Below are 22,004 nucleotides of genomic sequence, written 5' to 3'. Positions count from 1 at the left end.
CGAAGAGGAACTCTCTCTTTGCGTGCCTGCGAATAGCCTCTCTGTTGTGTGGCGGCCATTATGCTGGACGCCAGGATCATGGAGACCTGCAATGTCCGCCAACGCGCATTTTGCCCGCACGCATCGCCACGAAGCGCTCGACCGCCTTGCCGATCGCCGGCTGTTGCGCGAACTCGCCTATGTCGACGGCCACTGGACCGCCAGCGAAGCCGCAAACAGTTTTGAAGTGACCGATCCCTCGTCGGGCGTGACGGTGGGTTTCGTCGCCTCGCTCGATGCCGCGCAAACGACGCTTGCCATCGATGCCGCCGCCAATGCCTTTCCGGCATGGCGCGCCTTGCTGCCGCAGGAGCGCTCGAAAATCCTGCGCAAATGGTTTGAACTGATCGTCGCCGCCAAGGACGATCTCGCGCTTTTGATGACGTTGGAGCAGGGCAAGCCGCTGAAGGAATCTCGGGGCGAGATCGATTACGCCGCCTCCTTCATCGAGTGGTATGCCGAGGAAGCCAAGCGCCTCAACACTGAGAGCGTCACCAGCCATCTGCCGAATGCTGAAATGAGCGTGCGCCGTGAGGCGCTGGGCGTCGTCGGCGTCGTTACGCCGTGGAATTTTCCTGCCGCCATGCTGACCCGCAAGGCCGCAGCCGCCCTTGCCGCCGGTTGCACCATCGTTGCGCATCCGTCTTCCGAGACGCCGCTTTCAGCACTGGCGCTTGCCGAGCTTGGCGAGCGTGCCGGCCTGCCGGCGGGTGTGTTCAACGTCGTCACCGGCAAGGCCGCGCCAATCGTGGGGGCGATGTGTGCGGATGCCCGCATGCGGGCCATGAGCTTTACCGGTTCGACCGAAATCGGCCGGCTGATCGCGGCGCAATGTGCGCCAACCATGAAGCGCCTGGTCATGGAACTGGGCGGTCATGCACCGCTGATCGTTTTCGACGACGCCGATCTCGATAAAGCGGTGACAATCGCCATCGACGCCAAGTTCGCGACTTCGGGGCAGGATTGCCTTGCCGCCAACCGCATCTATGTGCAGCGTCCGCTTTACGAGAAATTCTGCGCCGCCTTCACCACGCGCATCGGGGCGCTGAAGGTCGCCGATGGTTTGAACCCGGACGCCGACATCGGCCCGCTGATGCATGAGCGGGCCGTGCGCAAGGTCGAAGAACAGGTCGAAGACGCCGTTGCGAAAGGCGCGAAATTGATGGCTGGCGGCAGGCGCGCCGAGGCCGGTCCGCTGTTTTATCAGCCGACGCTGCTGGCCGATGTGCCGGAAGATGCTCTTATCATGCACGAGGAAACGTTTGGGCCGGTTGCCGCAGTCACGCCGTTCGATACGGAAGACGAAGTGATTTCCCGCGCCAACGCCACGGAATACGGGCTTGTCGCCTATGTCGTCACCGAAAACGGTTCGCGGCAGCGCCGTATGGCGAACGCGCTCGACTATGGCATGGTGGCGATCAACCGGGTCAAGATCACCGGTGCGCCGATACCCTTCGGCGGGACGAAGCAATCCGGCCTTGGCCGCGAGGGCTCGCGCCACGGGCTCGAAGCCTTTACCGATCTCAAATATGTCTGCGTCGATCTGGCGTAATCGAAAAGGAGAAAAAAGATGGCCGATCATTCGAACGAACTCAACGCCTGGGACCGGGATCACTTCTTCCACCCCTCGACACATATGGGCACGCATGCGCGCGGCGAAACGCCGAACCGCATCATGGCCGGCGGCGAAGGCGTCACCATCTGGGACACCAACGGCAAGAAGAGCCTCGACGCTTTCGCCGGGCTTTACTGCGTCAATGTCGGCTATGGCCGCCAGAAGATCGCCGACGCCATCGCCGCTCAGGCGAAGAACCTCGCCTACTACCACGCCTATGTCGGCCACGGCACCGAGGCCTCTATCACGCTGTCGAAGATGATCATCGACCGCGCGCCGAAGGGCATGTCCAGAGTCTATTACGGCCTGTCCGGCTCCGACGCCAACGAGACCAACATCAAGCTGATCTGGTACTACAACAACGTGCTCGGCCGGCCGGAAAAGAAGAAGATCATCTCGCGCTGGCGCGGCTATCACGGCTCCGGCATCATGACCGGATCGCTGACCGGCCTCGACGCTTTCCACAATGCCTTCGACCTGCCGCGCGCCCCGGTCTTGCACACCGAAGCGCCCTATTACTACCGCCGCGCCGATCGCTCGCAGTCGGAGGAGCAGTTTTCGCAATTCTGCGCCGACCAGCTTGAAAAGCTGATCCTGGCGCAGGGGCCGGAAACGGTTGCCGCCTTCATGGGCGAGCCGGTGCTCGGCACCGGGGGCATCGTCCCGCCGCCTGCCGGCTATTGGCAGAAAATCCAGGCCGTACTGAACAAGTATGACGTGCTGCTGGTCGCCGACGAGGTCGTCACCGGTTTCGGACGGCTGGGCACCATGTTCGGCTCCGACCATTACGGCATCAAGCCCGACCTCATCACCATCGCCAAGGGCCTGACCTCGGCCTATGCGCCGCTGTCGGGCGTCATTGTCGGCGACAAGGTCTGGCAGGGACTGGTGCAGGGGTCCGACAAGCTCGGCTCCATCGGTCATGGCTGGACCTATTCGGCGCACCCGATCTGCGTGGCCGCCGGCGTCGCCAACCTCGAACTGATCGACGAACTCGGCCTCGTCAAGAACGCCGGTGAGACGGGAGCTTACTTCCGTGCTGAACTGGCCAAGGCGGTCGGCGGGCATAAAAACGTCGGCGACGTGCGCGGCGACGGCATGCTGGCGGCGGTGGAGTTCGTTGCCGACCGGGACGACCGCAAATTCTTCGATGCATCGCAGAAGATCGGGCCACAGGTATCGGCAGCGCTTGCCGAGCTCGGCGTCATCGGCCGCGCCATGCCACAGGGCGACATCCTCGGCTTCGCCCCGCCGCTCTGCCTGACGCGCGAGGAAGCCGACATCGTCGTGTCGAAGACGGCGGACGCGGTGAAGAGCGTGTTCGCTAAGATCTGAAGCCTAGTGTGCAGGCCCGTCGTCCGGTGAATCGGATGGCGGGCTTTCATTCGATCGACCCTCGGCTGCTTCGAAGGAGGGCACGCCGCCCAGGCCTTCGGTGCGGTCGCGAAAGAGCGCCGAGCGCGCCAAAAGCATCAGCGAAACCGGTGTCGTGACCACGATGAGAACCGCGATCAGGATTTCGTGCAGGACCGGGCGCGACTGCAGCACCGAAAAGCAGATCATCGACGCGATGAGGATGCTGCCCGCGCCCCAGGTCGTGCCGAGCGTCGGCGCGTGGATGCGTTCGTAGAAGGTTCGGAACTGGAGAAGCCCGATTGCGCCAAGCAGGGTCAGGCCGGCACCCAGGACAAGGAAGAATGCCGCGGGCAAGGCCGCCCATAGCGGCAGTTCGGCGAGGGGGTTCATTCGATCACCTCGCCGCGCATGAGGAATTTGGCGAGCGCCACGGTCGAGACGAAGCCGAGCAGCGCGATCACCAGCGCCGCCTCGAAATAGACCGTGCTGCCGGTGCGGATGCCCATGGTCAGAAGCAGCAGCATCGCGGCAACGTAGAGCGCATCGAAGCCGACGATGCGGTCCTGCGCGCGCGGCCCCCGCATGAGCCGCAGCAGCGCGCAGGCCATGGCAGCGATCAGCAGGAATTGTGCAATGGTGACGGCCCAGACGATGATGATGCCGCTCATTCGAATATCTCCATCAACAACGCTTCGTAGCGCTGCTTGATCAAATCGACCCATGCCTGTTCGTCGTCGAGATCGAGAACATGGATGCGAAGCCTGCCGCTGCCGGCATGGTATTCGACCCACGCCGTGCCGGGTGTGCTGGTGATGATGCAGGAGAGCACCGCAAGGCCGGTCGGATCGCGCAGATCGAGCGGGATCATCACGAAGCCGGCGCGGCGCTGTCTTCTCCCTCCTTGCAGGATAATGGCCGCGACAGCGATGTTGGAGCGCAGGATGTCGATCAGCACGACCAGCAGCAGGCGCGGGATCATGTCCCAGCGTCTTATCTTCGGTTTGTCGGGCTGAAGCGCCACCATCGCCAGCGATGCGCCGACGGCCACGATAGAACCCAGCAAGATATGGCCCGCGGAAAGCCCGTTGAGCAGCAGCCACATGACCAGCAGCGACGCCGTCAGCACCGGATAGGGCAGCACCCGGCTCATTGGTTCGCCCCCGTTTTGGGGCCGGGCAGGCGCGGCGCGGCGAGCACGTCGCGGACATAGTTCTGCGGCGCATGCAGGGACCGCGCCGTCGCATCCATGTAGCGCATGGCGGGTCCGCCCTGCACGACCAGCATCGCGCATAAGATAAGAAGGAACGCCACCGGCACAATCTCGATAACCCGGACGCGCGGCACCGTTTCCTCAATCGGCGCCCAGAAAGTGCGGATGCCGGCGCGCGTCATGGCGATCATCGCGGAAAGACCGGACAGGATGATCAAGGCCGTCAGCACCCAGGTAGCATCGCTTATGCTGCCCGCCGGACCGAGGCCTTCGGGATTGAGCAGAGCGGTCAGCATGGCGAATTTGGCGATGAAGCCGGAAAGCGGCGGCAGGCCGGACAGGAGCAGCCCGCAACCCGCGAAGCAGATACCCAGAATAGCCAGTGTGGCGGGAATGGCGGCGCCGACTTCTTCTTCGATCTCCTCCTCGTCCATCTCGTCGCCATAGGCTTCCATCGTCACCGCCAGCACGTTGGCGGCCGGGTCCTGCGCCCGCTCAACCAGTTCGATGAGCAGGAAGAACGCGCTGATCGCCAGGGTCGAACTGACCATGTAATAGAGCGCGCCGGACGTTACCGAGACACTGGCGCTCCCGATCGCGGCCAAAAGCGTGCCCGACGAAACCAGCAGGTAGAAGCCGGCGAGCCGTCCCATGGCCTGCGAAGCCAGCACGCCTGCGGTGCCGAAGAAAATGGTGGCGATGCCGCCATAGAGCAGAAAGCCTTCGCCGAAGCCGGCGGATGCGCCGGCGTCCGCGCCGAACAGCAGCAGCGAAAGCCGCAGGATGATGTAGATGCCGACCTTGCTGAGGATGGCGAAGATGGCGGCGACCGGGGCGGCGGCGGCGGTATAGGCGCCGGGCAGCCAGAAGCCGAGCGGCCACATGCCGGCCTTGACCAGGAAGGCGACGCCGAGAATGGCCGCGCCCGCCTCCAGCAGCATCCGGTCGCTTGGCGCCACCAGGGGAATGCGTACCGCAAGGTCGGCCATGTTGAGTGTGCCGGTAACGCCGTAGATCAGGCTGACGCCGATCAGGAACAGCGACGCGCCGGCAAGGTTGACGGCGATGTAGTGCAGGCCGGCCCGAACCCGCTGCGCGCCGGAGCCGTGCAGGACCAGGCCATAGGACGCCGCCAGAAGCACCTCGAAGAAGACGAACAGGTTGAACAGGTCGCCGGTCAGGAACGCGCCGTTCAGGCCCATCAGGAGAAGTTGGAACAGCGTGTGGAAATGCGGGCCGCTGCGGTGCCAGCGCGCCAGCGCGAAGACCAGCGAGGCGATCGCCAGCACGGAAGTCAGCATCACCATCATCGCCGACAGCCGGTCGAGCACCAGCACGATGCCGAAGGGTGCCGGCCAATTGCCGAGCAGGTAGACGCTGGTGGTGGCCTCTGGCGCATCCGCCAGTTTCAGCAGCGACAGGGCGATAACTGCCAGCGCCAATGTCGAGACGAAGTTGACCATTGCCTTGAGGACATGGCGGCGTTCGTCGAACAGCAGCAGCGCCGCGCCGGTCAGCAGCGGCAGCAGGATCGGCAGGATCAGCAAATGGTCGGCCAGCTCCATCAGCGCGGCTCCCTGCCGTCGACGTGGTCGCTGCCAGTCAGGCCTCGCGAGACGAGCAGCACGACGAGAAACAGCGCCGTGGTCGCAAAGCCGATGACGATGGCGGTCAGGACGAGCGCCTGCGGGATGGGATCGGCGTAATCCGCCGGGTCGATCGCGCCGCCCGATCCGAGCACGGGCGCTGCCGCAACGCGCAGCCTGCCCATGGAAAAGATGAACAGGTTGACGCCGTAGGAGATCAGCGACAGGCCGATGATGACCTGGAAGGTGCGTGGCCGCAGCAGCAGCCAGACGCCGGAGCCCACGAGGACACCGATGGCGATGGCGAGTGTCAGTTCCATCAAGGAGCCTCCGGCGCGGCTTCGGCGGCGATGCGCGAGGCGCGAAGGCGGCGGATCGACTGGTGGGCGAAGGCGATCAGCATCAGGACGGTTGCGCCGACCACCAGCGAGAAGACGCCAAGATCGAAGAAGGCAGCACTCGCCATCGGCACCGCCCCGATCAGCGGCAGTTCCAGATATTGCGAATGCGAGGTCAGGAACGGGTAGCCGAACAGCCATGATCCCATGCCCACCAGCGCGGCGAAGAGCAGGCCGAAGCCGATCCAGTTGACCGGCAGCACCCGCAGCCGGGCCTCGACCCAGGTCGTGCCGGCCGCCATGTATTGCAGGATGAAGGCGGCCGCCATCGCGATGCCGGCAGCAAAGCCGCCGCCCGGAAGGTCGTGGCCGCGCAGGAACAGATAGACGGCAAATACGATGATGACTGGAAACAGCCATTGCATGATGACGGACGGGACCAGCAGGTAATCGCTGACCGTGTCGCCCGCCTGGCGATCGGGCCGATCCTCGTCGAACGTCTTCTGGACGCGCTGTTGCTCGGGCGATTCGATACTGTCGGCGGCGGGGCGGAAGCGGCGCAAAAGCGCGAACACCGTCAGCGCCACGACGCCCAGCACCGTGATCTCGCCGAACGTGTCGAAGGCGCGGAAATCCACCAGGATGACGTTGACGACGTTCTTGCCGCCGCCTTCGAGATAGGCCTTTCCCATGAAGTAGTCGGCAATGGTGGCGGGCGGGGTCCGCGTCATCACGGCGTAGGCGATCAGCATCGTGCCGAGGCCCACTGCTACAGCCATGGCCAGGTCGCGGAAGCGCCGCAAGCGGTCGCCCAGGGTCGCGATGCCGGCGTCCGTCTCTTTGAACCGCTTCGGCAGCCAGCGCAGGCCGAGCAGAAGCAGCACCGTGGTGACGACCTCGACGAGCAGTTGGGTGACGGCAAGGTCTGGCGCCGAAAGCCAGACGAAGGTGATGCAGGTGACCAGGCCCGCGCCGCCCAGCAGGATCAGGGCCGCGAGCCGATGGAACTTCGCCTGCCATGCGGCGCCGAGCGCGCAGGCGATGCCGACCGCCCAGATGGCGGCGAAGGCCGGATCGGCGCCTGCCCATGCCAGCCCGCCGGGAAGGAGGAGGCCCGTTTTGTAGATCGGCCATAGTGCCGCGACGAACGCCACGCTGACCAGCAGGCGAAGCTGCGGTTGCAACCGGCGCGTGCCAAGCTGGCTTTCGATGAAGCGCGCCCATCTCCACGAAACCGTCACCATGGCGCGCTCGAAGATGCGCTGGCCCTTGAGCCGTCGGAAGATCGGCGGCCCTTCCTCGCAATGCGCCAGGTAGTTCTTCAACAGCAGATAGAGGATGGCTCCGCCGACCAGGGCAGCGATACTCATCATCAAAGGCAGCGTGAAGCCGTGCCAGACGGCGAGGCTATATTCCGGCGTGGAAGGACCAAGGACCGATTCGACGGCGGTATGCAGGAAGGGGCCGATGGTGAGGCCCGGAATCGTGCCGACGACAAGGCACGCCAGAACCAGCAACTGCATGGGAAAGCGCATCAGGAACGGCGCTTCATGCGGCTCGCGCGGCAGGTCGGAGGGCGGGGGCCCGAAAAACACGCCGTGGATGAAGCGGATGGAATAGGCCACGGCAAAGGCGCTGCCCAGCACGGCCGCATAAGGTGCTGCGGTATCGAGGATGGAGACCTGGTGCGTGGCGGCGGCCTCGGCGAAGAACATCTCCTTGGACAGGAAGCCGTTGAGCAGCGGCACGCCGGCCATGGCCGCGCTCGCCACCATGGCAAGCGTGGCGGTGATCGGCATGAAGCGGAACAGCCCGCTCAGCCGCCTGATGTCGCGCGTGCCGCTCTCATGGTCGATGATGCCGGCGGCCATGAACAGCGATGCCTTGAAAGTGGCATGGTTCATCATGTGGAAGATGGCGGCGACAGCACCTAGCGGGCTGCCGAGGCTGAGCAGCATGGTGATGAGGCCGAGATGGCTGATGGTGGAATAGGCGAGAAGCCCTTTGATGTCCTGCTGGAAGATGGCGAAATAGGCGCCGAGAACGAACGACATCATGCCGGCGAGGCCGACGATCCAGAACCATTCCTGGGTTCCGGCAAGCACCGGCCAGAAGCGCGCCATCAGGAACACGCCGGCCTTCACCATGGTCGCCGAATGCAGATAGGCCGACACCGGCGTCGGGGCCGCCATGGCGTTGGGCAGCCAGAAGTGGAACGGAAACTGCGCGCTCTTGGTGAGCGCGCCGAGCAGGATCAGCACCAGCGCCGGCACGTAGAGGTCGTGCGTGCGCACAAGGTTGCCGGAAGCCAGAACCGTTTCGAGATCGTAGCTGCCGACGATGTGACCGATCAAAAGCACGCCGGCCAGCAGGCCGAGGCCGCCAATGCCGGTGATGGTCAGCGCCATGCGCGCGCCGTCGCGGGCAGCGGCGTTGTGATGCCAGTAGCCGATCAGCAGGAAGGAAAAGATGCTGGTCAGTTCCCAGAAGACGACGAGCAGGATGAGATTGCCCGCAATCACGATGCCGAGCATGGCGCCCATGAACGCCAGCAGGAACGAGAAGAAGCGGGGCGCGTGGTCCTCCGGCGACATGTAGTAGCGCGCATAGAGCACGACGAGGAAGCCGATGGCGCTTATCAGCATCACAAACAGCCAGGCGAAGCCGTCCATCCGCAGCGTGAAGTTCAGGCCAAGCGTGGGGATCCACTCGGTTTCGCTGCGAATGGCCCCGCCAGCGGCGATGGCCGGATAGGCGGCGGTAGCCAGAACCAGCACGGTAAGCGCCACGGCGCCGGCGAGCCAGACCTCGGCGTTGCGGGCATTGGAAGGCAGGAAAGCGGCAATGATGCTGCCGGCGAAAGGCATGACGATCATCAGCAAAAGGGATGTGTCAGGCGTCATTCTGCGCGGCGGCTCATCTGGGAAATCGGCAACCATTGCCTGATCTCACCCATTATGGTTGACTTGGGTACGAGTATGCAAGGCACAAAATGGATGGATCTACTTCCGGAACAATGCCGTGCGGCGCGGGGGCTGCTAAACTGGACGCAGGAAAAGCTGGCCTGCCTGGCCGGTGTATCGCGCAGCACGATCAAGGACTTCGAGTGCCACCGCCATGCGCTGCACCGCGCGTCGGAATTGTTGCTCGTCAAGGCGCTGGAAGAGGGCGGGGTGCTGCTGCTTTTCTCGGAGGAAGAAGGCCCGGGCGTGCGTTTGCGGCAAGCAGTCGATTGCGGCGGCGCGGTGAAACGCTCTACCGCTCGGTGAGCTTCAGCTCGATGCGGCGGTTCTTGTTGCGCGCCTCTGCGGTATCTGCCGGATCAAGCGGCTGGAATTCGCCGAAGCCGGCAGCCACCAGCCGGGTCGGCGGCACGCCGTTCTCGATCAGGAATTTTACCACCGAGGTCGCGCGCGCCGACGAGAGTTCCCAGTTGTCGCGGTAGCGGCCGGTGCCCGACAGTGGAATATTGTCGGTGTGGCCGTCGACGCGCAGAACCCAGTTGATTTCCGGCGGGATTTCCTTTTGCAACTCGATGATGGCGTCGGCGAGTTTCTTCATCTCGACCTTGCCGGCATCGTTGATCTGTTCGGAGCCGGTCGGAAACAACACCTCCGACTGGAACACGAAGCGGTCGCCGACGATGCGGATGTTTTCGCGGTCGGAAAGGATTTCGCGCAGGCGGCCGAAGAAATCCGAGCGGTAGCGGTTCAGTTCCTGCACGCGCTGCGCCAGCGCCACGTTGAGGCGCTTGCCGAGATCGGCGATCTTGGTGTTGGAATCGCGGTCGCGCGTCTCTGAGGCGTCGAGGGCGTCTTCCAGCGCCCCGATCTGCTTGCGCAGCGCGGCGATCTGCTGGTTCAGCAATTCCACCTGCGACTGCGCGCGCTGGCTAAGCTGGCGCTGGGTGTCCAACTCGCCGGTAAGCGTATCGGCCCGCGCATTGGCGGCATCGCCGGCGCCGGCGCCCTTCGCCAAAAGTTGCTCCAGCCGGCTCTTTTCTTCTTCGGTCGCCGACAGCGAGGCTTGCAAATTGGCAAGGGCGTCCTGCGCGTCCTGATTGGTGCCCTTTTCGAGCGCCAGCAGCGAGGTCAGTTCGTTGATCTGGGAATTCAGCCGGTTGAGCACCGCGTCCTTGCCGGAAATCTCGCGGCTAAGCAGGAATTGCGCCAGCACGAACACCGACAGCAGGAACATGATCGCCAGAAGCAGCGTCGACAGGGCATCGACGAAACCCGGCCAGTAGTCGATGTGGCGGTCGCCGCGCCGCCCTCTGCCTAGCGCCACGTCAGCGCTCTCCCGGCTTGTTCAGCGCATCGGCGATCTTCTCCAGCGTCGCGCGCATCGCCTTTTGTTCGTCGGATTGCGCCTCGACCCAGTCGCGCATGATCTGCTGTTCGGAGCGCATGTTCTTGACCAGTCCGGAAATTCCGTCGGCGAGGTTGGCCATGGCGGTGGCGACGCGCGGGTTCGAGCCGCCGGCCTCCTGCATCGAGCGCAGGCGCTCCGTCAGGACGCGCACTTCGTCGGAGGATTCGGCCTTGGCCGTATCGGCAACGACCATGTCGGACGACATGTCGGTAACGGAGGACAGCCAGTTTTCCAGTTCCGTATAAAAACGCGTCTGGGCGCGGCCGGCCTGCACGTCGAGGAAGCCCAGCACCAGCGAGCCCGAAAGGCCGAAAAGCGACGACGAAAACGCCGTGCCCATGCCGGCAAGCGGGGCTGCCAGCCCGGCCTTCAGCGCTTCGAGCACGGCGGCGGAATCGCCGGTGCCGGGGTCGAGGGATTCGATAGTGTCGCCGATGGAACTGATGGTGCCGAGCAGGCCCCAGAACGTGCCGAGCAGGCCGAGAAAGATCAGCAGGCCGACCAGGTAGCGCGAGGTGTCGCGGCTTTCGTCCAGGCGGGTGGCGATGGAATCGAGCATGGTGCGCATCGAACTGGTCGAGAAGGCGACCGACGCCGAACGTCCGATCATCGCCTTCATCGGCGCCAGCAGAACCGGCTCTACCGTCTCGGACCCGGCGCGGAACGAATTGACCCAGCGCACTTCGCGAAACAGCCGCACGACCTGTCCGAAGGCGAGCAGGATGCCGATGCCGAGCACGCCGACGATCAGGCCGTTCAGGCCCGGATTGTGGGCGAAGGCGGTCGATATCTGCCGCGTCAGGATGATGGCGATAAAGGCGACGATGGCCAGGAAAACCACCATCGACAGAAGGAAGACCTGCGGGCTGGAAACCTTGTGCGGATCGTAGTCCAGTACATCGGTGCGCCTGCCTGCGCCGAACGATTTTAGGAAAGCCATGCGTGTCCCGTTCCGATGCCCGCGTTCGAGCGCGACTCTAAACGGAAATGTGACGAAATTGAAAGGCGCTTGGTGTGAATGAGCGCCATGGGGGCGCTCAAAGGCGGTTGAGCACCAGGCAATCGGCCAAAGCGGCCAGATGCAGGCCCGCACCGGCAACGACGAAACCGTGCCACAGCGCGTTATGAAAGCGCAGGCGCTTCCAGACGTAGAAGACGACGCCGCAGGAATAGACGATGCCGCCGGCGACAAGCAGGGAAACCGAACTCGCCGGCAGCGTTTGCGCCAGCGGTTCTGCCAGCACGACCCCGCTCCAGCCGATGGCGAGGTAGAGGAAGACGGCCAGCCGGTCGAGGCGGCCGGGCAGGAAGACTTTCAGGGCGATGCCGAGCGCGGCCGCTGCCCAGACCACGCCGATCATCCAGTCCACCAGGCGCGATCCCTCGATCTGCGCCAGAAACGGCGTGTAGGTCGCGGCGATGAGCAGATAGATGGCCGAATGGTCGAACCGTCTCAACACCCACTTTGCCGGCGAGGATACCGGCCACAGATTATAGGCGAGCGAAATCGAAAGCACGCTGAGCAGCGAAAGAACGAACAACACGGCCGCCAGGTATTCGCCGGGATGGGAGCGCGAGGCGGCGAGCGCCAGCGTTACGGACCCTGCAATCACGGCCAGCACGATGCCCACCGCATGGACGACGCCATCTGCGATGCGCTCGGCGCGCGAATAGTGCCAGCGTCCCATAAAGGGAATATTCAGGTCGGGAAATGGTTCAGTTGTGCTCATCCAAAAGGCCTGCCTTGCCACTATCTGGGGACGATGCAGGTCTTATGCCAGAACGATGTCGCAGCTTTGTGACACGCTGGAAGCCCCGAAAGGCTGTGGATCAGCCCTTGAGAGGCCGCTTTACCGTCCTGGCCAGAATGCGGTGGATGGTCTCGTTGCCGGCGACCACCGAGCCGCTTTCCAGCATGCCCTGGCCGCCATCGGCGTCGGACACGAAGCCGCCCGCCTCGCGGATCAGGAGCAGGCCGGCGGCAATGTCCCATGGCGACAGGCCGGCTTCCCAGTAGCCGTCCATGCGGCCGGCGGCGACATAGGCGAGGTCGAGCGAGGCTGCGCCCATGCGGCGGATGCCGGAGACTTCAGCCATTACGTTGCGCAGTTCGACAAGGAAATTGCCGTGCTGGCCGCGCCCGAGATGCGGCACGCCGCAGCCGATGACGGAATCGGAAAGCTTGGTGCGCGCCGCCACGCGCAGCCGGCGGTCGTTCATGAAGGCGCCGCCGCCGCGCTCGGCGGTGTAGAGTTCGTCCATCGCCGGATTGTAGATCACGCCGGCGACCGTCTGCCCCTGGCGCTCCAGCGCGATCGAAACGGCAAAAAGCGGAATGCCGTGCAGGAAGTTCGTCGTGCCGTCGAGCGGGTCGACGATCCAGCGGTGCTGGTCGTCGTCGCCGGCGACCGCGCCGCGCTCTTCCATCAGGAAGGCGTAGCCGGGCCGCGCCTTGGACAATTCGGCGAAGATGATGTCCTCGGCCTTGCGGTCGGCCTGGCTGACATAGTCGCCCGGCCCCTTCATCGAGACCTGCAGGTTCTGCACTTCGCCGAAGTCGCGCGACAGCGAACGGCCGGCCTTCATGGCGGCCTGCACCATGACGTTGAGGAGAGCGGAACGCGCCATTTTTCTCTAGCTTCCTGCCGTCAGTGCTTAATCGGCACGCCGGACGTATGTGATTTCATTGGTATCGACGATGATGCGCTCGCCCGAACCGATGAACGGCGGCACCAGCACGCGAATGCCGTTTTCCAGCATGGCCGGCTTGTAGGAAGAGGCCGCCGTCTGGCCCTTTACCACAGGGTCGGCTTCCGTGATCGTCAGCGTCACCTGGTCGGGCAGCGAAATGCCGATCGGGCGCTCGTCGTGAAGTTCCACCGTCACCATCATGCCGTCCTGCAGGAAGGCGGCGCGGTCGCCGACGAAATCCTTCTGCAGTTCCAACTGCTCGTAGCTTTCGGTGTCCATGAACACCAGCGCCTCGCCCTGCTCGTAGAGGAAGGAGAAATCCTTCTGCTCGAGGCGGATCTTTTCCACCGTCTCGGCGGAGCGGAAACGCTCGTTGAGCTTGGTGCCGTTGATGAGGTTCTTCAGTTCGACCTGGTTATAGGCGCCGCCCTTGCCGGGCTTGACGTGGTTGCACCTGACCGCCACCCACAAGCCGCCATCGTGTTCGATGACGTTGCCGGGACGGATTTCGTTGCCGTTGATCTTGGCCATGATGTTGGGGTCCGGAAAATGAGCTGTCCGCCAGGGGCGGTTTCGGCGCTTCCAAGACCACAAATTGCCGAAAGAGGCAAGAGAGGCCGGATTACCGGCGTGAAACAGGCGCAGTTCCGTCCGGCCCCGAATCGCTCTGGCGGGCGTTGCCGCGGTCAGGGCAGGCGGTTGGCTTTTTGCAGCGCCTGCTTGGTTTCGTCGTTGGTGAGGCCAGCCATGAAATCCTCCATCTGGGGATCGACGAGGCCGGCGCGGCGGGCCAGCATGTACCATGCCGCCGCCAGAATGGAATCGGGATCGGTGCCGATGCCGCCCATATAGAGCTTGGCGAGGCGGTTGCGGGCAGCGACGTTGCCGCCGTCGGCGGCGCGCTTGGTCCAGGCGAAGCCCGATTTGAGATCGCGCTTGCCGCCGCGCCCGTCGATGAGCCAACCGCCGAGATCGAGCTGTGCGGTATCGTAATTCTGCAGCGCCGCCTGCACCAGCAGAAGCCGCGCCCGCGCGTCGTCCTTGGTTTTGCCGCCGACGCCATTGGCGTAGATTTGCGCCATGGCGTATTGCGCGTCCGCAAGGCCGGTGGTGGCGGCGCGCTCGTAATAGGGGACGGCGCGCGCAAGCCCGGCATCGCTGGCATCCTCCTGGACGAGCAGTTGCGCGAAATTGAACTGCGCCAGGCGATTTCCTGCTTCCGCGGCCGCCTGCAACAGGGCGTGGGCCTGTTTCTCGTCCTTCTTGACGTAACGCCCGTCGATCAGCATCAGCGCATACTGGAACTGTGCCTCCGGCATGCCCTGCTCGGCGGCGCGGGCGTACCATTTCGCCGCCTCGGCCGCGTTGAGCGGCACGCCAAGGCCGCGCGACAGGATTTCGGCAACGAGTACCTGAGCGGCGGGGTCGCCGTTCTTGGCGCGCACCAGGGCCAGATTGTAGGCGGTCATGTAGAGGCCGCGCTGGAAGGCGCCATAAGCGGCATCGGACGGCTTGGCGCCGAACCGTTCCGGGTTGATGGCATCGGCCGATGGCAGCGGGGCGGGTGCCGCCGTGGTGGCCGGCTGTGGCAGGGGGTTGGCGATGGGCTTTTGCGTATCGACCGGCGGCGTGAGCCGGTCTTGCGGTGCCGGCCCGACTTGCGGCGAGGGCGTAACTTGTGGCGAGGGTTGGTCTGGCGTTGCCGTTTCGATAGCCACGGCATGAACGGTCGTCGCTGCGAGCAGGCCGGCAATCAGGGACATGCGTGACGGCAGGGCCATACGTGATGGCAGGGATCGGCGCGACGGCATTTTCAACCCTCGAAACGGGGTGCTGTCTCATCGAGCAGCGCGTTGGCGCGGGCGATCGCCTCGCGCGGATCGATGCCTTCCGCAAAGATTGCGCTGGACAGGGCGACAAACTCGCAGCCGGTGGCGGCAGCCGTTTCGACGGAGGCGATGTCGCTGCCCGCCATGACGATGCAGGGGATTTCGATCATTTCGGCCCACCATTGCCCGAGGGACAGGTTGCGCGGGTGCGGCTCGGGCTTGTTGTCGTAGCCGAAGCGGCCGAAGAAAATATAATCGGGCCGCGCTTCGCCGAGTTCCAGCGCGTCGTCGCGGGTTTTCGCGCCACCGCAGCCGACCATCATCCTGGCCTGAAAATCCTCGATGGTTAGGGCAAGTTCGGCAGCCTTGACCTCGACATGAAGACCGTCCGCCTGCACGCGCCCGGCAATGCGGGTGTCGCCGGCCAGGATGACGGCAATGCCGCCGGCCTGGGCTGCCGGCACGATCTTTTCGGCCAGTGCCTGAAACGAGGCTTCATCCATATCGTATTGCGGCAGGATCAGCGAGGCGACGTCGCCGCCGTCAAATGCGGCAAGAACGGAGGCGGCTGCAATGCCGGGCGGTGCGATGAGCACGATGCGGCAGCGATTGGGCGGCGTTGTCTGGTTCATGATCCTCGATCCCGGTTTTCGCCTAATGCCGGGCGAAGATGGTTGCATTGCGGCATAGAGCAAAGTGCTTCTGTTGAGAAGGCGGGCGGCGCGATGGAAGAGGATGACGCCGCCGGCAAGCTGTGGTTAGAAGCGTCTGGAAACAGTTTGGGAGAACGGGATGGCCAGTCCCTACGACATCGATCTCGACAAGAACCCAGCCAACTACCAGCCGCTGACGCCGATTTCTTATCTGGAGCGGGCGGCGAAAGTGTTTCCCGACCACGTCGCCATCATCCATGGCGCCCAACGCATATCCTATCGCACCTTCTGGCAGCGCTCGCTGAAATTGGCCTCGGCGCTCGCTCAAAAGGGTGTGGGCAAGAACGACACGGTAACGGTCATGCTGTCCAACACGCCGCCCATGCTGGAGGCGCATTTCGGCGTGCCGATGGTCAAGGCGGTGCTGCATTGCCTGAACACGCGCCTCGATGCGGCGGTTATCGCGTTCCAACTCGATCACGCCGAGACGAAGGTGCTGATCGTTGACCGGGAGTTTTCCGACGTGGTCAGGCAGGCACTCGGGCTCGCCAAAGTGAAGCCGCTGGTCATCGACTATGACGATCCAGACTATGCGGCCGACGCTCCCTATCCCAAGGGCGAGCGCATCGGCAGCCTCGACTATGAGGATTTTGTCGCCGGCGGCGCGGAAAATTTCGCATGGTCTATGCCCGACGACGAATGGGACGCCATCTCGCTCAATTATACGTCCGGCACGACAGGCAACCCCAAGGGCGTGGTCTATCATCATCGCGGCGCGGCGCTGATGGCCTATACCAACACGATCCACGCCGGCATGGCCAAGCACGCCGTCTATCTGTGGACGCTGCCGATGTTCCATTGCAACGGCTGGTGCTTTCCCTGGACGCTGGCCGTGCAGGCCGGCACGCATGTGTGCCTGCGCTGGGTGCGGGCCAAGCCGATGTACGACGCCATCGCCGATCACGGCGTCACCCATCTGTGCGGCGCGCCGGTGGTGATGTCCGTGCTCATCAACGCGAAGGACGAGGACAAGCGCGAGTTCGAGCAGGTCGTCACCTTCAACACGGCCGCCGCCCCGCCGCCGGAAGCGGTACTTTCGGGCATGGCGGATGCCGGCTTCGCCGTCACCCATCTCTACGGCCTGACCGAAACCTACGGGCCGGCCGTCGTCAATGAATGGCATCGCGACTGGGATGCGCTGGAAAAGGGCGCGCAAACGGCGAAGAAGGCGCGCCAGGGCGTGCGCTACGCGGCGCTGGAGGCGCTTGCCGTGATCGATCCGGAGACGATGCAGGCGACGCCGGCCGATGGCGAAACCATCGGCGAGGTGATGGTGCGCGGCAATATCGTCATGAAGGGCTACCTCAAGAACCGCAAGGCCAGCGACGAGGCGTTCGCCGGCGGCTGGTTCCATACCGGTGACCTCGGCGTCATGCACCCGGACGGCTATATCCAGATCAAGGACCGTTCCAAGGACATCATCATTTCGGGCGGAGAGAATATTTCCTCCATCGAGATCGAGGATGCGCTTTACCGGCATCCGGCGGTGTCGGTTTGCGGCGTGGTGGCGCGCCCCGACGACAAATGGGGCGAGGTGCCGATCGCCTATGTCGAACTGAAGCCGGGAAAATCCGCCACGGAGGCAGAGATCCTCGACCATTGCCGGTCGCTTCTGGCGCGGTTCAAGGTGCCGAAGGCCGCGATCTTCGCGGAGATCCCCAAGACCTCGACCGGCAAGATCCAGAAGTTCAGGCTTCGGGAAATGGCCAGGGAAAGCTGATAGTCGAGAGGGGGCTTGGCTTCCCCGGTGCTTTGCCGCGTGAAATAAAACGGTGCATCCATTTGGCTGACTCCTGCCGGCGTATCTCGGTGTGCTAATACAGCGGCGCCGGCGCCGTTTGCCGGCGCACGATCCGCTGCCCGACAGACGGCGCATCGTGCTTGTCGCATACCCATTCCCGCACCGGGAAAAGGCAAATCGGAGGAAACCGCCATGCAAGGGGTGGCAAGGAATTTTTTCACGCTGGCGATCGTCTACGCATTGTGCGGGATGGCGCTCGGGATCGATATGGCGATCACGCAGGACCACACGCAAATGCCGGTCCATGCCCACACGATGGTGGCCGGATGGCTGATGTCGGCCGTGTTCGGCTTCTTCTACCATCTGTTTCCGGCAGCGCGGGAAAAGGCGCTGGCGCTGGCGCATTTCTGGCTGACGGCAATCAGTGGGATCGGCCTGCTTATCGGCCTTTACCTCCTGCTTGCGGGCAACGAAGCCATGGAAGCGGTGACGGCGGTTTCGTCCATGGGCTTTTATGCCGGGTTCGTGCTGTTCGCCATCATCGCGCTGCCGGTGGTCTGGCGCAAATGAGCCGCCAAGCGACGACAAAAGCCTTTCTGTTTTGAATAAAATTGTGCCGGGTTAACGGCTCGTTAAGCTTTACAGGTGTTTACTATCGGCATCCAGTGATCTGGATTCTTACCAAGTGGTTGGAGCCACTTTGTTTGACGCCTCCCTGTTAAACTCCTGAGAGCCGCTTATTCGCGGCTCTTTTTTTTGCGCGCCGCCGCAACTTCACTGCGCTTCCGGCGTTAACCCTTTGTTAAACATATCCTTGCCAAGCCCGTTCGCGAGGCGCATTTTCCCGACCTTGGTTGTATAGAAAGCGGGCGCGGCAATAGGCCTTGAGTCGGCCGCTTTCAGCAGGGGCGCAGCAATGAACGAACCGTCGAGGGAAAGCGTGAAAACGATCAAACTGGCGGAGCGCCGTGTTTTTTCGCAGTCCTTCAAGCCGCTTTATAATGAAGGCATGGGGCTGGTCGAGGAAACCGCTGAATATCTCGACGGCGAGGGCCGAGCCGAGGCGAAAAAGCTGTCGAGGCTGGGCGCGACGCTTTACGCGGCCGAGTCGATGCGCCTGACCACGCGGCTGATGCAGATCGCCTCTTGGCTGCTTTTGCAGCGCGCGGCCAACTCCGGCGAAATGACGCGCGACCAGGTCGCATCGGAAAAATCGAAAGTCCGGCTGGATACCGCTTCCGCCCACGAGGATGCCACGGGCTGGAACGAACTTCCCGAAGCCTTTCTCGGTCTCGTCACCCGTTCCTTGCGCTTGCAGGCGGTGGTGCGGCGCGTGGATGAAGAGGTCTACGGTTCGGCAATGGGCCCGGCGGCTCCGGGCGTTCGCCGCCTGAACCCGGTGTCGGACCAGATATCGCTGCTGAACACCGCTTTCGGCCGCGGCTGAATTTCCTTCTCGTTTCTGGTTTGTTCACTTTTTGCTGGCATCGCTTGCCGCGAAAGGTAGACTTTGCTCATGGCGGAAGCGATTCGCATCATTGGTATCGATCCGGGGCTTCGCCGCACCGGCTGGGGCATCGTCGAGAGCCTCGGCAATTCGCTGCGCTTCGTCGCCTCCGGCACCATCAAGTCCGACGACAAGGCGGCATTGGCCTACCGGCTTTGCCAATTGCATGACGGGCTGGTCGACGTGCTGCACGCGGCGATGCCGCACGAGGCGGCGGTGGAGCAGACTTTTGTCAACAAGGATGCGGTCGCCACGCTGAAGCTCGGCCAGGCGCGCGGCATTGCCATGCTGGTTCCGGCGCGCGCCGGACTGGTGGTCGCCGAATACGCGCCCAACGCCGTCAAGAAAACGGTGATCGGCGTCGGCCATGGCGACAAGAAGCAGATCCACATGATGGTCAAGGTGCTGCTGCCCAAGGCCACTTTCGACAGCGAACACGCCGCCGACGCGCTCGCCATCGCTATCTGCCACGCCCATCATCGGCAAAGCGTGGCGTATCGGCTGGCGCTGGTCGGGTAGCGCGAAAGGGTTGCACATATACCGGTTCGGCGCGCCTGTTCTTGACTTGTTCTGCTTGGCGCAGTAAGTAATACCGGAGAGGTATTACCATGCGCGTCACGACAAAAGGTCAGGTTACGATCCCGAAGGAAATTCGTGATCGCCTGGGCATTGGCCCCGGCTCCGAAGTCGAGTTCGTGGAGCGCGATGCCGTCATTTTGCTGGAAAGGCGACAGGCTGCACCCGAAGCGGGGGAGCAGAGCTTCGATGAATGGGCTGCGAGTATCGCCGGCACATTCGACACGATGGGCATGGACGGAAAGGCCTATGTAGACTGGCTGCGGGGACCTCGTGAAGATCTCGACCCTCGTTGACACCAATGTCCTGATCGACATTCTCGGCCCGGTGGAACTGGCAACGCGGCGCTGGTCGTTGGCCGCGCTGAAGCACACGCTGGGTGAAGGACCAATCGTCTTCAGCGCAATCGTCTGGGCCGAACTGTCGAGACCTTCCCTCGGCGAGGAGGCGCTGTCGCGTATCTTCGCCTGGCTTCGGCCGCTTCGCGAGGACTTTCCTTTCGATGCCGCTTTTTCGGCTGGAACGGCGCACACGCAGTACCGCCTGCGTGGCGGAAAGCGGGAAAGAACCCTGCCGGACTTTCTCATCGGCGCGCATGCCATGGTCGCGGGGCATCGTCTGCTGACGCGGGATGCGGGCCGATACCGCTCCTATTTCCCCGGCCTCAACATATTGAGTCCCGAGACCTACGCCCTGGAGAACGAGTAAATGATCGGCAAGCTCAAGGGCACACTGGACGAGATCGACGAGGACCACTGCATCGTCGACGTGCATGGCGTCGGCTATGCGGCGTTCTGCTCGACGCGCACGCTGGCTGCGCTGCCTTCGCCCGGCGAGGCCGTGGTGCTGTTCATCGAAACCTATGTGCGCGAGGACATGATCCGGCTCTACGGCTTCCAGTCGGCGCTCGAACGTGACTGGTTCCGGCTGCTGATGGGCAATGTGCAAGGCGTCGGCGCGAAAGTAGCGCTCGCCATCCTGTCGACGCTGTCGCCGGCCGACCTCGCCAACGCGATTGCGCTGCGCGACATCGCCATGGTTTCGCGCGCGCCCGGCGTCGGCAAGAAGGTGGCCGAGCGCATCGTCACCGAATTGAAGAACAAGGCCCCGGCCTATGCCGGTTCGGCATCCGGCACCATCGGGCTGAAGCAGGAACTGGGCGAGGGCGTCGCGCCTGCGCCGATCGCTGATGCCGTATCGGCGCTGGTCAATCTCGGTTATTCGCGCGACACCGCCGCCAATGCCGTTGCCGCCGCACTCAAGACCGCAGGCGAGGACGCGGATTCGGCCAGGCTCATCCGTTTTGGGCTGAAGGAACTGGCGCGGTGAGCTGTTGCTTGCTTGAGGGGCTTGCGCATGGCAGGACGGGCCGATGAGCCTTTCTCCACGCCTGATCACACCGGAAAAGCGCGGCGAAGACGCCGAACAGACGCTACGCCCGCAAACGCTGGACGATTTCGTCGGGCAGGCGGCGGCGCGCGCCAATCTGAAAGTGTTCATCGAGGCGGCCAAGGGGCGCGGCGAGGCGCTCGACCATGTGCTGTTCGTCGGACCGCCCGGTCTTGGCAAGACGACGCTGGCGCAGATCATGGCGCGGGAACTCGGCGTCAATTTCCGCTCGACCTCCGGCCCGGTCATCGCCAAGGCGGGCGATCTGGCGGCCCTTCTCACCAATCTCGAGGACGGCGACGTGCTGTTCATCGACGAGATCCACCGGCTGTCGCCGGCTGTCGAGGAAATCCTCTATCCGGCGATGGAGGATTTCCAGCTTGACCTCATCATCGGCGAGGGGCCGGCCGCGCGCTCGGTGAAAATCGACCTTGCCAAGTTCACGCTGGTAGCCGCCACCACGCGGCTTGGCCTTTTGACCAACCCGCTGCGCGACCGCTTCGGCATTCCGGTGCGGCTCAATTTTTATTCGGTCGAGGAACTGGAACTGATCGTGCGGCGCGGCGCGCGCATTTTGGGCATGCCGCTCGGCGATGACGGCGCGCTGGAGATCGCGCGGCGCGCGCGCGGCACGCCGCGCATCGCCGGACGGCTGTTGCGCCGCGTGCGCGACTTCGCTTCCGTTGCGGGCGACGGCCATGTCGACCGCCGGATCGCCGACGAGGCGCTGACGAGGCTGGAAGTTGACACGCTCGGCCTCGATTCGCTCGACCGGCGCTATTTGTCGATGATCGCGCAAAATTTCGGCGGCGGGCCGGTCGGTATCGAAACGATTGCTGCGGGCCTTTCCGAACCCCGCGACGCCATCGAGGACATCATCGAGCCTTATCTGATCCAGCAGGGTTTTATTCAGCGCACGCCGCGCGGGCGCGTTTTGACGGCCAATGCCTGGCGGCATCTCGGCCTCGATGCGCCGAAGGATCTGGCGCAGCAGCAGATCAATTTGTTCCAGGAGGAGTGAGAGGGCCGATGCTTTTGCTCCC

General features: G+C 63.8%; 24 protein-coding genes. 11 read left to right on the top strand and 13 right to left on the bottom strand.

The features are described from left to right. The first annotated feature begins 91 nt into the window (after positions 1 to 91). Positions 92 to 1,591 carry an NAD-dependent succinate-semialdehyde dehydrogenase gene (locus ACX3P0_RS09140; RefSeq protein ID WP_459087970.1) on the top strand — a complete coding sequence of 500 codons (1,500 nt, stop codon included), beginning with the start codon at positions 92 to 94 and terminating at the stop codon, positions 1,589 to 1,591. A gap of 18 nt (positions 1,592 to 1,609) precedes the next feature. Beyond that, positions 1,610 to 2,989, top strand: coding sequence for an aminotransferase (locus ACX3P0_RS09135; protein WP_459087969.1), 1,380 nt, complete (start codon positions 1,610 to 1,612; stop codon positions 2,987 to 2,989). A gap of 3 nt (positions 2,990 to 2,992) precedes the next feature. On the opposite strand, the gene mnhG is transcribed toward ACX3P0_RS09135, so the two are convergent. The 6 genes from mnhG to ACX3P0_RS09105 are packed head-to-tail and all read right to left on the bottom strand — an operon-like array spanning position 2,993 to position 9,047. After that, positions 2,993 to 3,400 (bottom strand): monovalent cation/H(+) antiporter subunit G, encoded by a 408-nt coding sequence (gene mnhG, locus ACX3P0_RS09130; protein ID WP_459087968.1) that lies wholly within the window; start codon positions 3,398 to 3,400, stop codon positions 2,993 to 2,995. Beyond that, a complete protein-coding gene (locus ACX3P0_RS09125) occupies positions 3,397 to 3,678 on the bottom strand; it encodes a K+/H+ antiporter subunit F (RefSeq protein WP_459087967.1) in 282 nt (93 codons plus the stop codon). The genes mnhG and ACX3P0_RS09125 overlap by 4 nt, the downstream gene beginning before the upstream one ends. Continuing rightward, a complete protein-coding gene (locus ACX3P0_RS09120; protein ID WP_459087966.1) occupies positions 3,675 to 4,160 on the bottom strand; it encodes a Na+/H+ antiporter subunit E in 486 nt (161 codons plus the stop codon). Before ACX3P0_RS09120 ends, ACX3P0_RS09125 begins: the two co-directional genes overlap by 4 nt. Beyond that, positions 4,157 to 5,785: a monovalent cation/H+ antiporter subunit D gene (locus ACX3P0_RS09115; RefSeq protein WP_459087965.1), complete on the bottom strand. Its 1,629-nt coding sequence runs from the start codon at positions 5,783 to 5,785 to the stop codon at positions 4,157 to 4,159. The genes ACX3P0_RS09120 and ACX3P0_RS09115 overlap by 4 nt, the downstream gene beginning before the upstream one ends. After that, positions 5,785 to 6,126: a Na+/H+ antiporter subunit C gene (locus tag ACX3P0_RS09110; protein WP_459079354.1), complete on the bottom strand. Its 342-nt coding sequence runs from the start codon at positions 6,124 to 6,126 to the stop codon at positions 5,785 to 5,787. Before ACX3P0_RS09110 ends, ACX3P0_RS09115 begins: the two co-directional genes overlap by 1 nt. Then, complete coding sequence (locus ACX3P0_RS09105) at positions 6,126 to 9,047, bottom strand: monovalent cation/H+ antiporter subunit A (RefSeq protein ID WP_459087964.1); 2,922 nt, start codon at positions 9,045 to 9,047, stop codon at positions 6,126 to 6,128. Before ACX3P0_RS09105 ends, ACX3P0_RS09110 begins: the two co-directional genes overlap by 1 nt. Before the next feature lie 93 nt (positions 9,048 to 9,140). On the opposite strand from ACX3P0_RS09105, the gene ACX3P0_RS09100 reads away from it, so the two are divergent. Next, positions 9,141 to 9,413: a helix-turn-helix domain-containing protein gene (locus ACX3P0_RS09100; protein WP_459087963.1), complete on the top strand. Its 273-nt coding sequence runs from the start codon at positions 9,141 to 9,143 to the stop codon at positions 9,411 to 9,413. On the opposite strand, the gene ACX3P0_RS09095 is transcribed toward ACX3P0_RS09100, so the two are convergent. The 7 genes from ACX3P0_RS09095 to ACX3P0_RS09065 all read right to left on the bottom strand — a co-directional run bounded on the left by ACX3P0_RS09095 (position 9,400) and on the right by ACX3P0_RS09065 (position 15,667). Then, the gene (locus ACX3P0_RS09095) at positions 9,400 to 10,431 is read right to left on the bottom strand and encodes a peptidoglycan -binding protein (protein WP_459087962.1); all 1,032 of its coding nucleotides are present in this window, start codon (positions 10,429 to 10,431) and stop codon (positions 9,400 to 9,402) included. The genes ACX3P0_RS09100 and ACX3P0_RS09095 overlap by 14 nt on opposite strands. Position 10,432: 1 nt before the next feature. After that, the gene (locus ACX3P0_RS09090; RefSeq protein WP_459079358.1) at positions 10,433 to 11,455 is read right to left on the bottom strand and encodes a MotA/TolQ/ExbB proton channel family protein; all 1,023 of its coding nucleotides are present in this window, start codon (positions 11,453 to 11,455) and stop codon (positions 10,433 to 10,435) included. A 97-nt stretch (positions 11,456 to 11,552) separates the two neighbouring features. Continuing rightward, positions 11,553 to 12,245: a PAQR family membrane homeostasis protein TrhA gene (gene trhA, locus ACX3P0_RS09085; RefSeq protein ID WP_459087961.1), complete on the bottom strand. Its 693-nt coding sequence runs from the start codon at positions 12,243 to 12,245 to the stop codon at positions 11,553 to 11,555. A gap of 100 nt (positions 12,246 to 12,345) precedes the next feature. After that, positions 12,346 to 13,143 carry an inositol monophosphatase family protein gene (locus ACX3P0_RS09080; protein WP_459087960.1) on the bottom strand — a complete coding sequence of 266 codons (798 nt, stop codon included), beginning with the start codon at positions 13,141 to 13,143 and terminating at the stop codon, positions 12,346 to 12,348. A gap of 27 nt (positions 13,144 to 13,170) precedes the next feature. Further along, the gene (efp, locus tag ACX3P0_RS09075; protein WP_459079361.1) at positions 13,171 to 13,737 is read right to left on the bottom strand and encodes an elongation factor P; all 567 of its coding nucleotides are present in this window, start codon (positions 13,735 to 13,737) and stop codon (positions 13,171 to 13,173) included. A gap of 155 nt (positions 13,738 to 13,892) precedes the next feature. Continuing rightward, complete coding sequence (locus ACX3P0_RS09070; protein WP_459087959.1) at positions 13,893 to 14,969, bottom strand: tetratricopeptide repeat protein; 1,077 nt, start codon at positions 14,967 to 14,969, stop codon at positions 13,893 to 13,895. Positions 14,970 to 15,019: 50 nt separating this feature from the next. Continuing rightward, on the bottom strand, positions 15,020 to 15,667 hold the full coding sequence (locus tag ACX3P0_RS09065) for a thiamine phosphate synthase (protein ID WP_459079363.1): 648 nt from the start codon (positions 15,665 to 15,667) through the stop codon (positions 15,020 to 15,022). A gap of 160 nt (positions 15,668 to 15,827) precedes the next feature. Between ACX3P0_RS09065 and ACX3P0_RS09060 the strand changes: the two genes are divergently transcribed. The 8 genes from ACX3P0_RS09060 to ruvB all read left to right on the top strand — a co-directional run bounded on the left by ACX3P0_RS09060 (position 15,828) and on the right by ruvB (position 21,982). Next, complete coding sequence (locus ACX3P0_RS09060; protein WP_459087958.1) at positions 15,828 to 17,468, top strand: acyl-CoA synthetase; 1,641 nt, start codon at positions 15,828 to 15,830, stop codon at positions 17,466 to 17,468. Between the two features lie 213 nt (positions 17,469 to 17,681). Then, a complete protein-coding gene (locus tag ACX3P0_RS09055) occupies positions 17,682 to 18,059 on the top strand; it encodes a hypothetical protein (protein WP_459087957.1) in 378 nt (125 codons plus the stop codon). A gap of 346 nt (positions 18,060 to 18,405) precedes the next feature. After that, positions 18,406 to 18,936 (top strand): protease adaptor protein RcdA, encoded by a 531-nt coding sequence (rcdA, locus tag ACX3P0_RS09050; protein WP_459079366.1) that lies wholly within the window; start codon positions 18,406 to 18,408, stop codon positions 18,934 to 18,936. Between the two features lie 69 nt (positions 18,937 to 19,005). Further along, entirely contained in the window at positions 19,006 to 19,515 is a 510-nt protein-coding gene (gene ruvC / locus ACX3P0_RS09045) for a crossover junction endodeoxyribonuclease RuvC (RefSeq protein ID WP_459079367.1), read from the top strand. An 89-nt stretch (positions 19,516 to 19,604) separates the two neighbouring features. Continuing rightward, positions 19,605 to 19,868: an AbrB/MazE/SpoVT family DNA-binding domain-containing protein gene (locus tag ACX3P0_RS09040; protein ID WP_459087956.1), complete on the top strand. Its 264-nt coding sequence runs from the start codon at positions 19,605 to 19,607 to the stop codon at positions 19,866 to 19,868. Continuing rightward, positions 19,846 to 20,280, top strand: a complete 435-nt coding sequence (locus ACX3P0_RS09035; RefSeq protein ID WP_459079369.1) for a type II toxin-antitoxin system VapC family toxin — start codon at positions 19,846 to 19,848, stop codon at positions 20,278 to 20,280. The genes ACX3P0_RS09040 and ACX3P0_RS09035 overlap by 23 nt, the downstream gene beginning before the upstream one ends. Beyond that, positions 20,281 to 20,901: a Holliday junction branch migration protein RuvA gene (gene ruvA, locus ACX3P0_RS09030; protein ID WP_459079370.1), complete on the top strand. Its 621-nt coding sequence runs from the start codon at positions 20,281 to 20,283 to the stop codon at positions 20,899 to 20,901. It begins immediately after the preceding gene. A gap of 43 nt (positions 20,902 to 20,944) precedes the next feature. Beyond that, positions 20,945 to 21,982, top strand: a complete 1,038-nt coding sequence (gene ruvB, locus ACX3P0_RS09025; protein ID WP_459087955.1) for a Holliday junction branch migration DNA helicase RuvB — start codon at positions 20,945 to 20,947, stop codon at positions 21,980 to 21,982. Positions 21,983 to 22,004 lie beyond the last annotated feature (22 nt).

It is taken from the genome of Mesorhizobium sp. A556 (assembly GCF_054489545.1).
This window is presented reverse-complemented; position numbering and strand designations above follow the sequence as displayed.

Bases quoted from the DNA above. Each gene is read 5' to 3' on its own strand.
- trhA (WP_459087961.1), bottom strand. From the start codon at position 12,245: ATGAGCACAACTGAACCATTTCCCGACCTGAATATTCCCTTTATGGGA.
- ACX3P0_RS09040 (WP_459087956.1), top strand. From the start codon at position 19,605: ATGCGCGTCACGACAAAAGGTCAGGTTACGATCCCGAAGGAAATTCGT.
- ACX3P0_RS09110 (WP_459079354.1), bottom strand. From the start codon at position 6,126: ATGGAACTGACACTCGCCATCGCCATCGGTGTCCTCGTGGGCTCCGGC.
- mnhG (WP_459087968.1), bottom strand. From the start codon at position 3,400: ATGAACCCCCTCGCCGAACTGCCGCTATGGGCGGCCTTGCCCGCGGCA.
- ACX3P0_RS09105 (WP_459087964.1), bottom strand. From the start codon at position 9,047: ATGACGCCTGACACATCCCTTTTGCTGATGATCGTCATGCCTTTCGCC.
- ACX3P0_RS09115 (WP_459087965.1), bottom strand. From the start codon at position 5,785: ATGGAGCTGGCCGACCATTTGCTGATCCTGCCGATCCTGCTGCCGCTG.
- ACX3P0_RS09135 (WP_459087969.1), top strand. From the start codon at position 1,610: ATGGCCGATCATTCGAACGAACTCAACGCCTGGGACCGGGATCACTTC.
- efp (WP_459079361.1), bottom strand. From the start codon at position 13,737: ATGGCCAAGATCAACGGCAACGAAATCCGTCCCGGCAACGTCATCGAA.
- ruvA (WP_459079370.1), top strand. From the start codon at position 20,281: ATGATCGGCAAGCTCAAGGGCACACTGGACGAGATCGACGAGGACCAC.
- ACX3P0_RS09140 (WP_459087970.1), top strand. From the start codon at position 92: ATGTCCGCCAACGCGCATTTTGCCCGCACGCATCGCCACGAAGCGCTC.
- ACX3P0_RS09055 (WP_459087957.1), top strand. From the start codon at position 17,682: ATGCAAGGGGTGGCAAGGAATTTTTTCACGCTGGCGATCGTCTACGCA.
- ACX3P0_RS09065 (WP_459079363.1), bottom strand. From the start codon at position 15,667: ATGAACCAGACAACGCCGCCCAATCGCTGCCGCATCGTGCTCATCGCA.
- ACX3P0_RS09070 (WP_459087959.1), bottom strand. From the start codon at position 14,969: ATGTCCCTGATTGCCGGCCTGCTCGCAGCGACGACCGTTCATGCCGTG.
- ACX3P0_RS09080 (WP_459087960.1), bottom strand. From the start codon at position 13,143: ATGGCGCGTTCCGCTCTCCTCAACGTCATGGTGCAGGCCGCCATGAAG.
- ACX3P0_RS09100 (WP_459087963.1), top strand. From the start codon at position 9,141: ATGGATCTACTTCCGGAACAATGCCGTGCGGCGCGGGGGCTGCTAAAC.
- ACX3P0_RS09120 (WP_459087966.1), bottom strand. From the start codon at position 4,160: ATGAGCCGGGTGCTGCCCTATCCGGTGCTGACGGCGTCGCTGCTGGTC.
- ruvC (WP_459079367.1), top strand. From the start codon at position 19,006: ATGGCGGAAGCGATTCGCATCATTGGTATCGATCCGGGGCTTCGCCGC.
- ruvB (WP_459087955.1), top strand. From the start codon at position 20,945: ATGAGCCTTTCTCCACGCCTGATCACACCGGAAAAGCGCGGCGAAGAC.
- ACX3P0_RS09060 (WP_459087958.1), top strand. From the start codon at position 15,828: ATGGCCAGTCCCTACGACATCGATCTCGACAAGAACCCAGCCAACTAC.
- ACX3P0_RS09090 (WP_459079358.1), bottom strand. From the start codon at position 11,455: ATGGCTTTCCTAAAATCGTTCGGCGCAGGCAGGCGCACCGATGTACTG.
- rcdA (WP_459079366.1), top strand. From the start codon at position 18,406: ATGAACGAACCGTCGAGGGAAAGCGTGAAAACGATCAAACTGGCGGAG.
- ACX3P0_RS09125 (WP_459087967.1), bottom strand. From the start codon at position 3,678: ATGAGCGGCATCATCATCGTCTGGGCCGTCACCATTGCACAATTCCTG.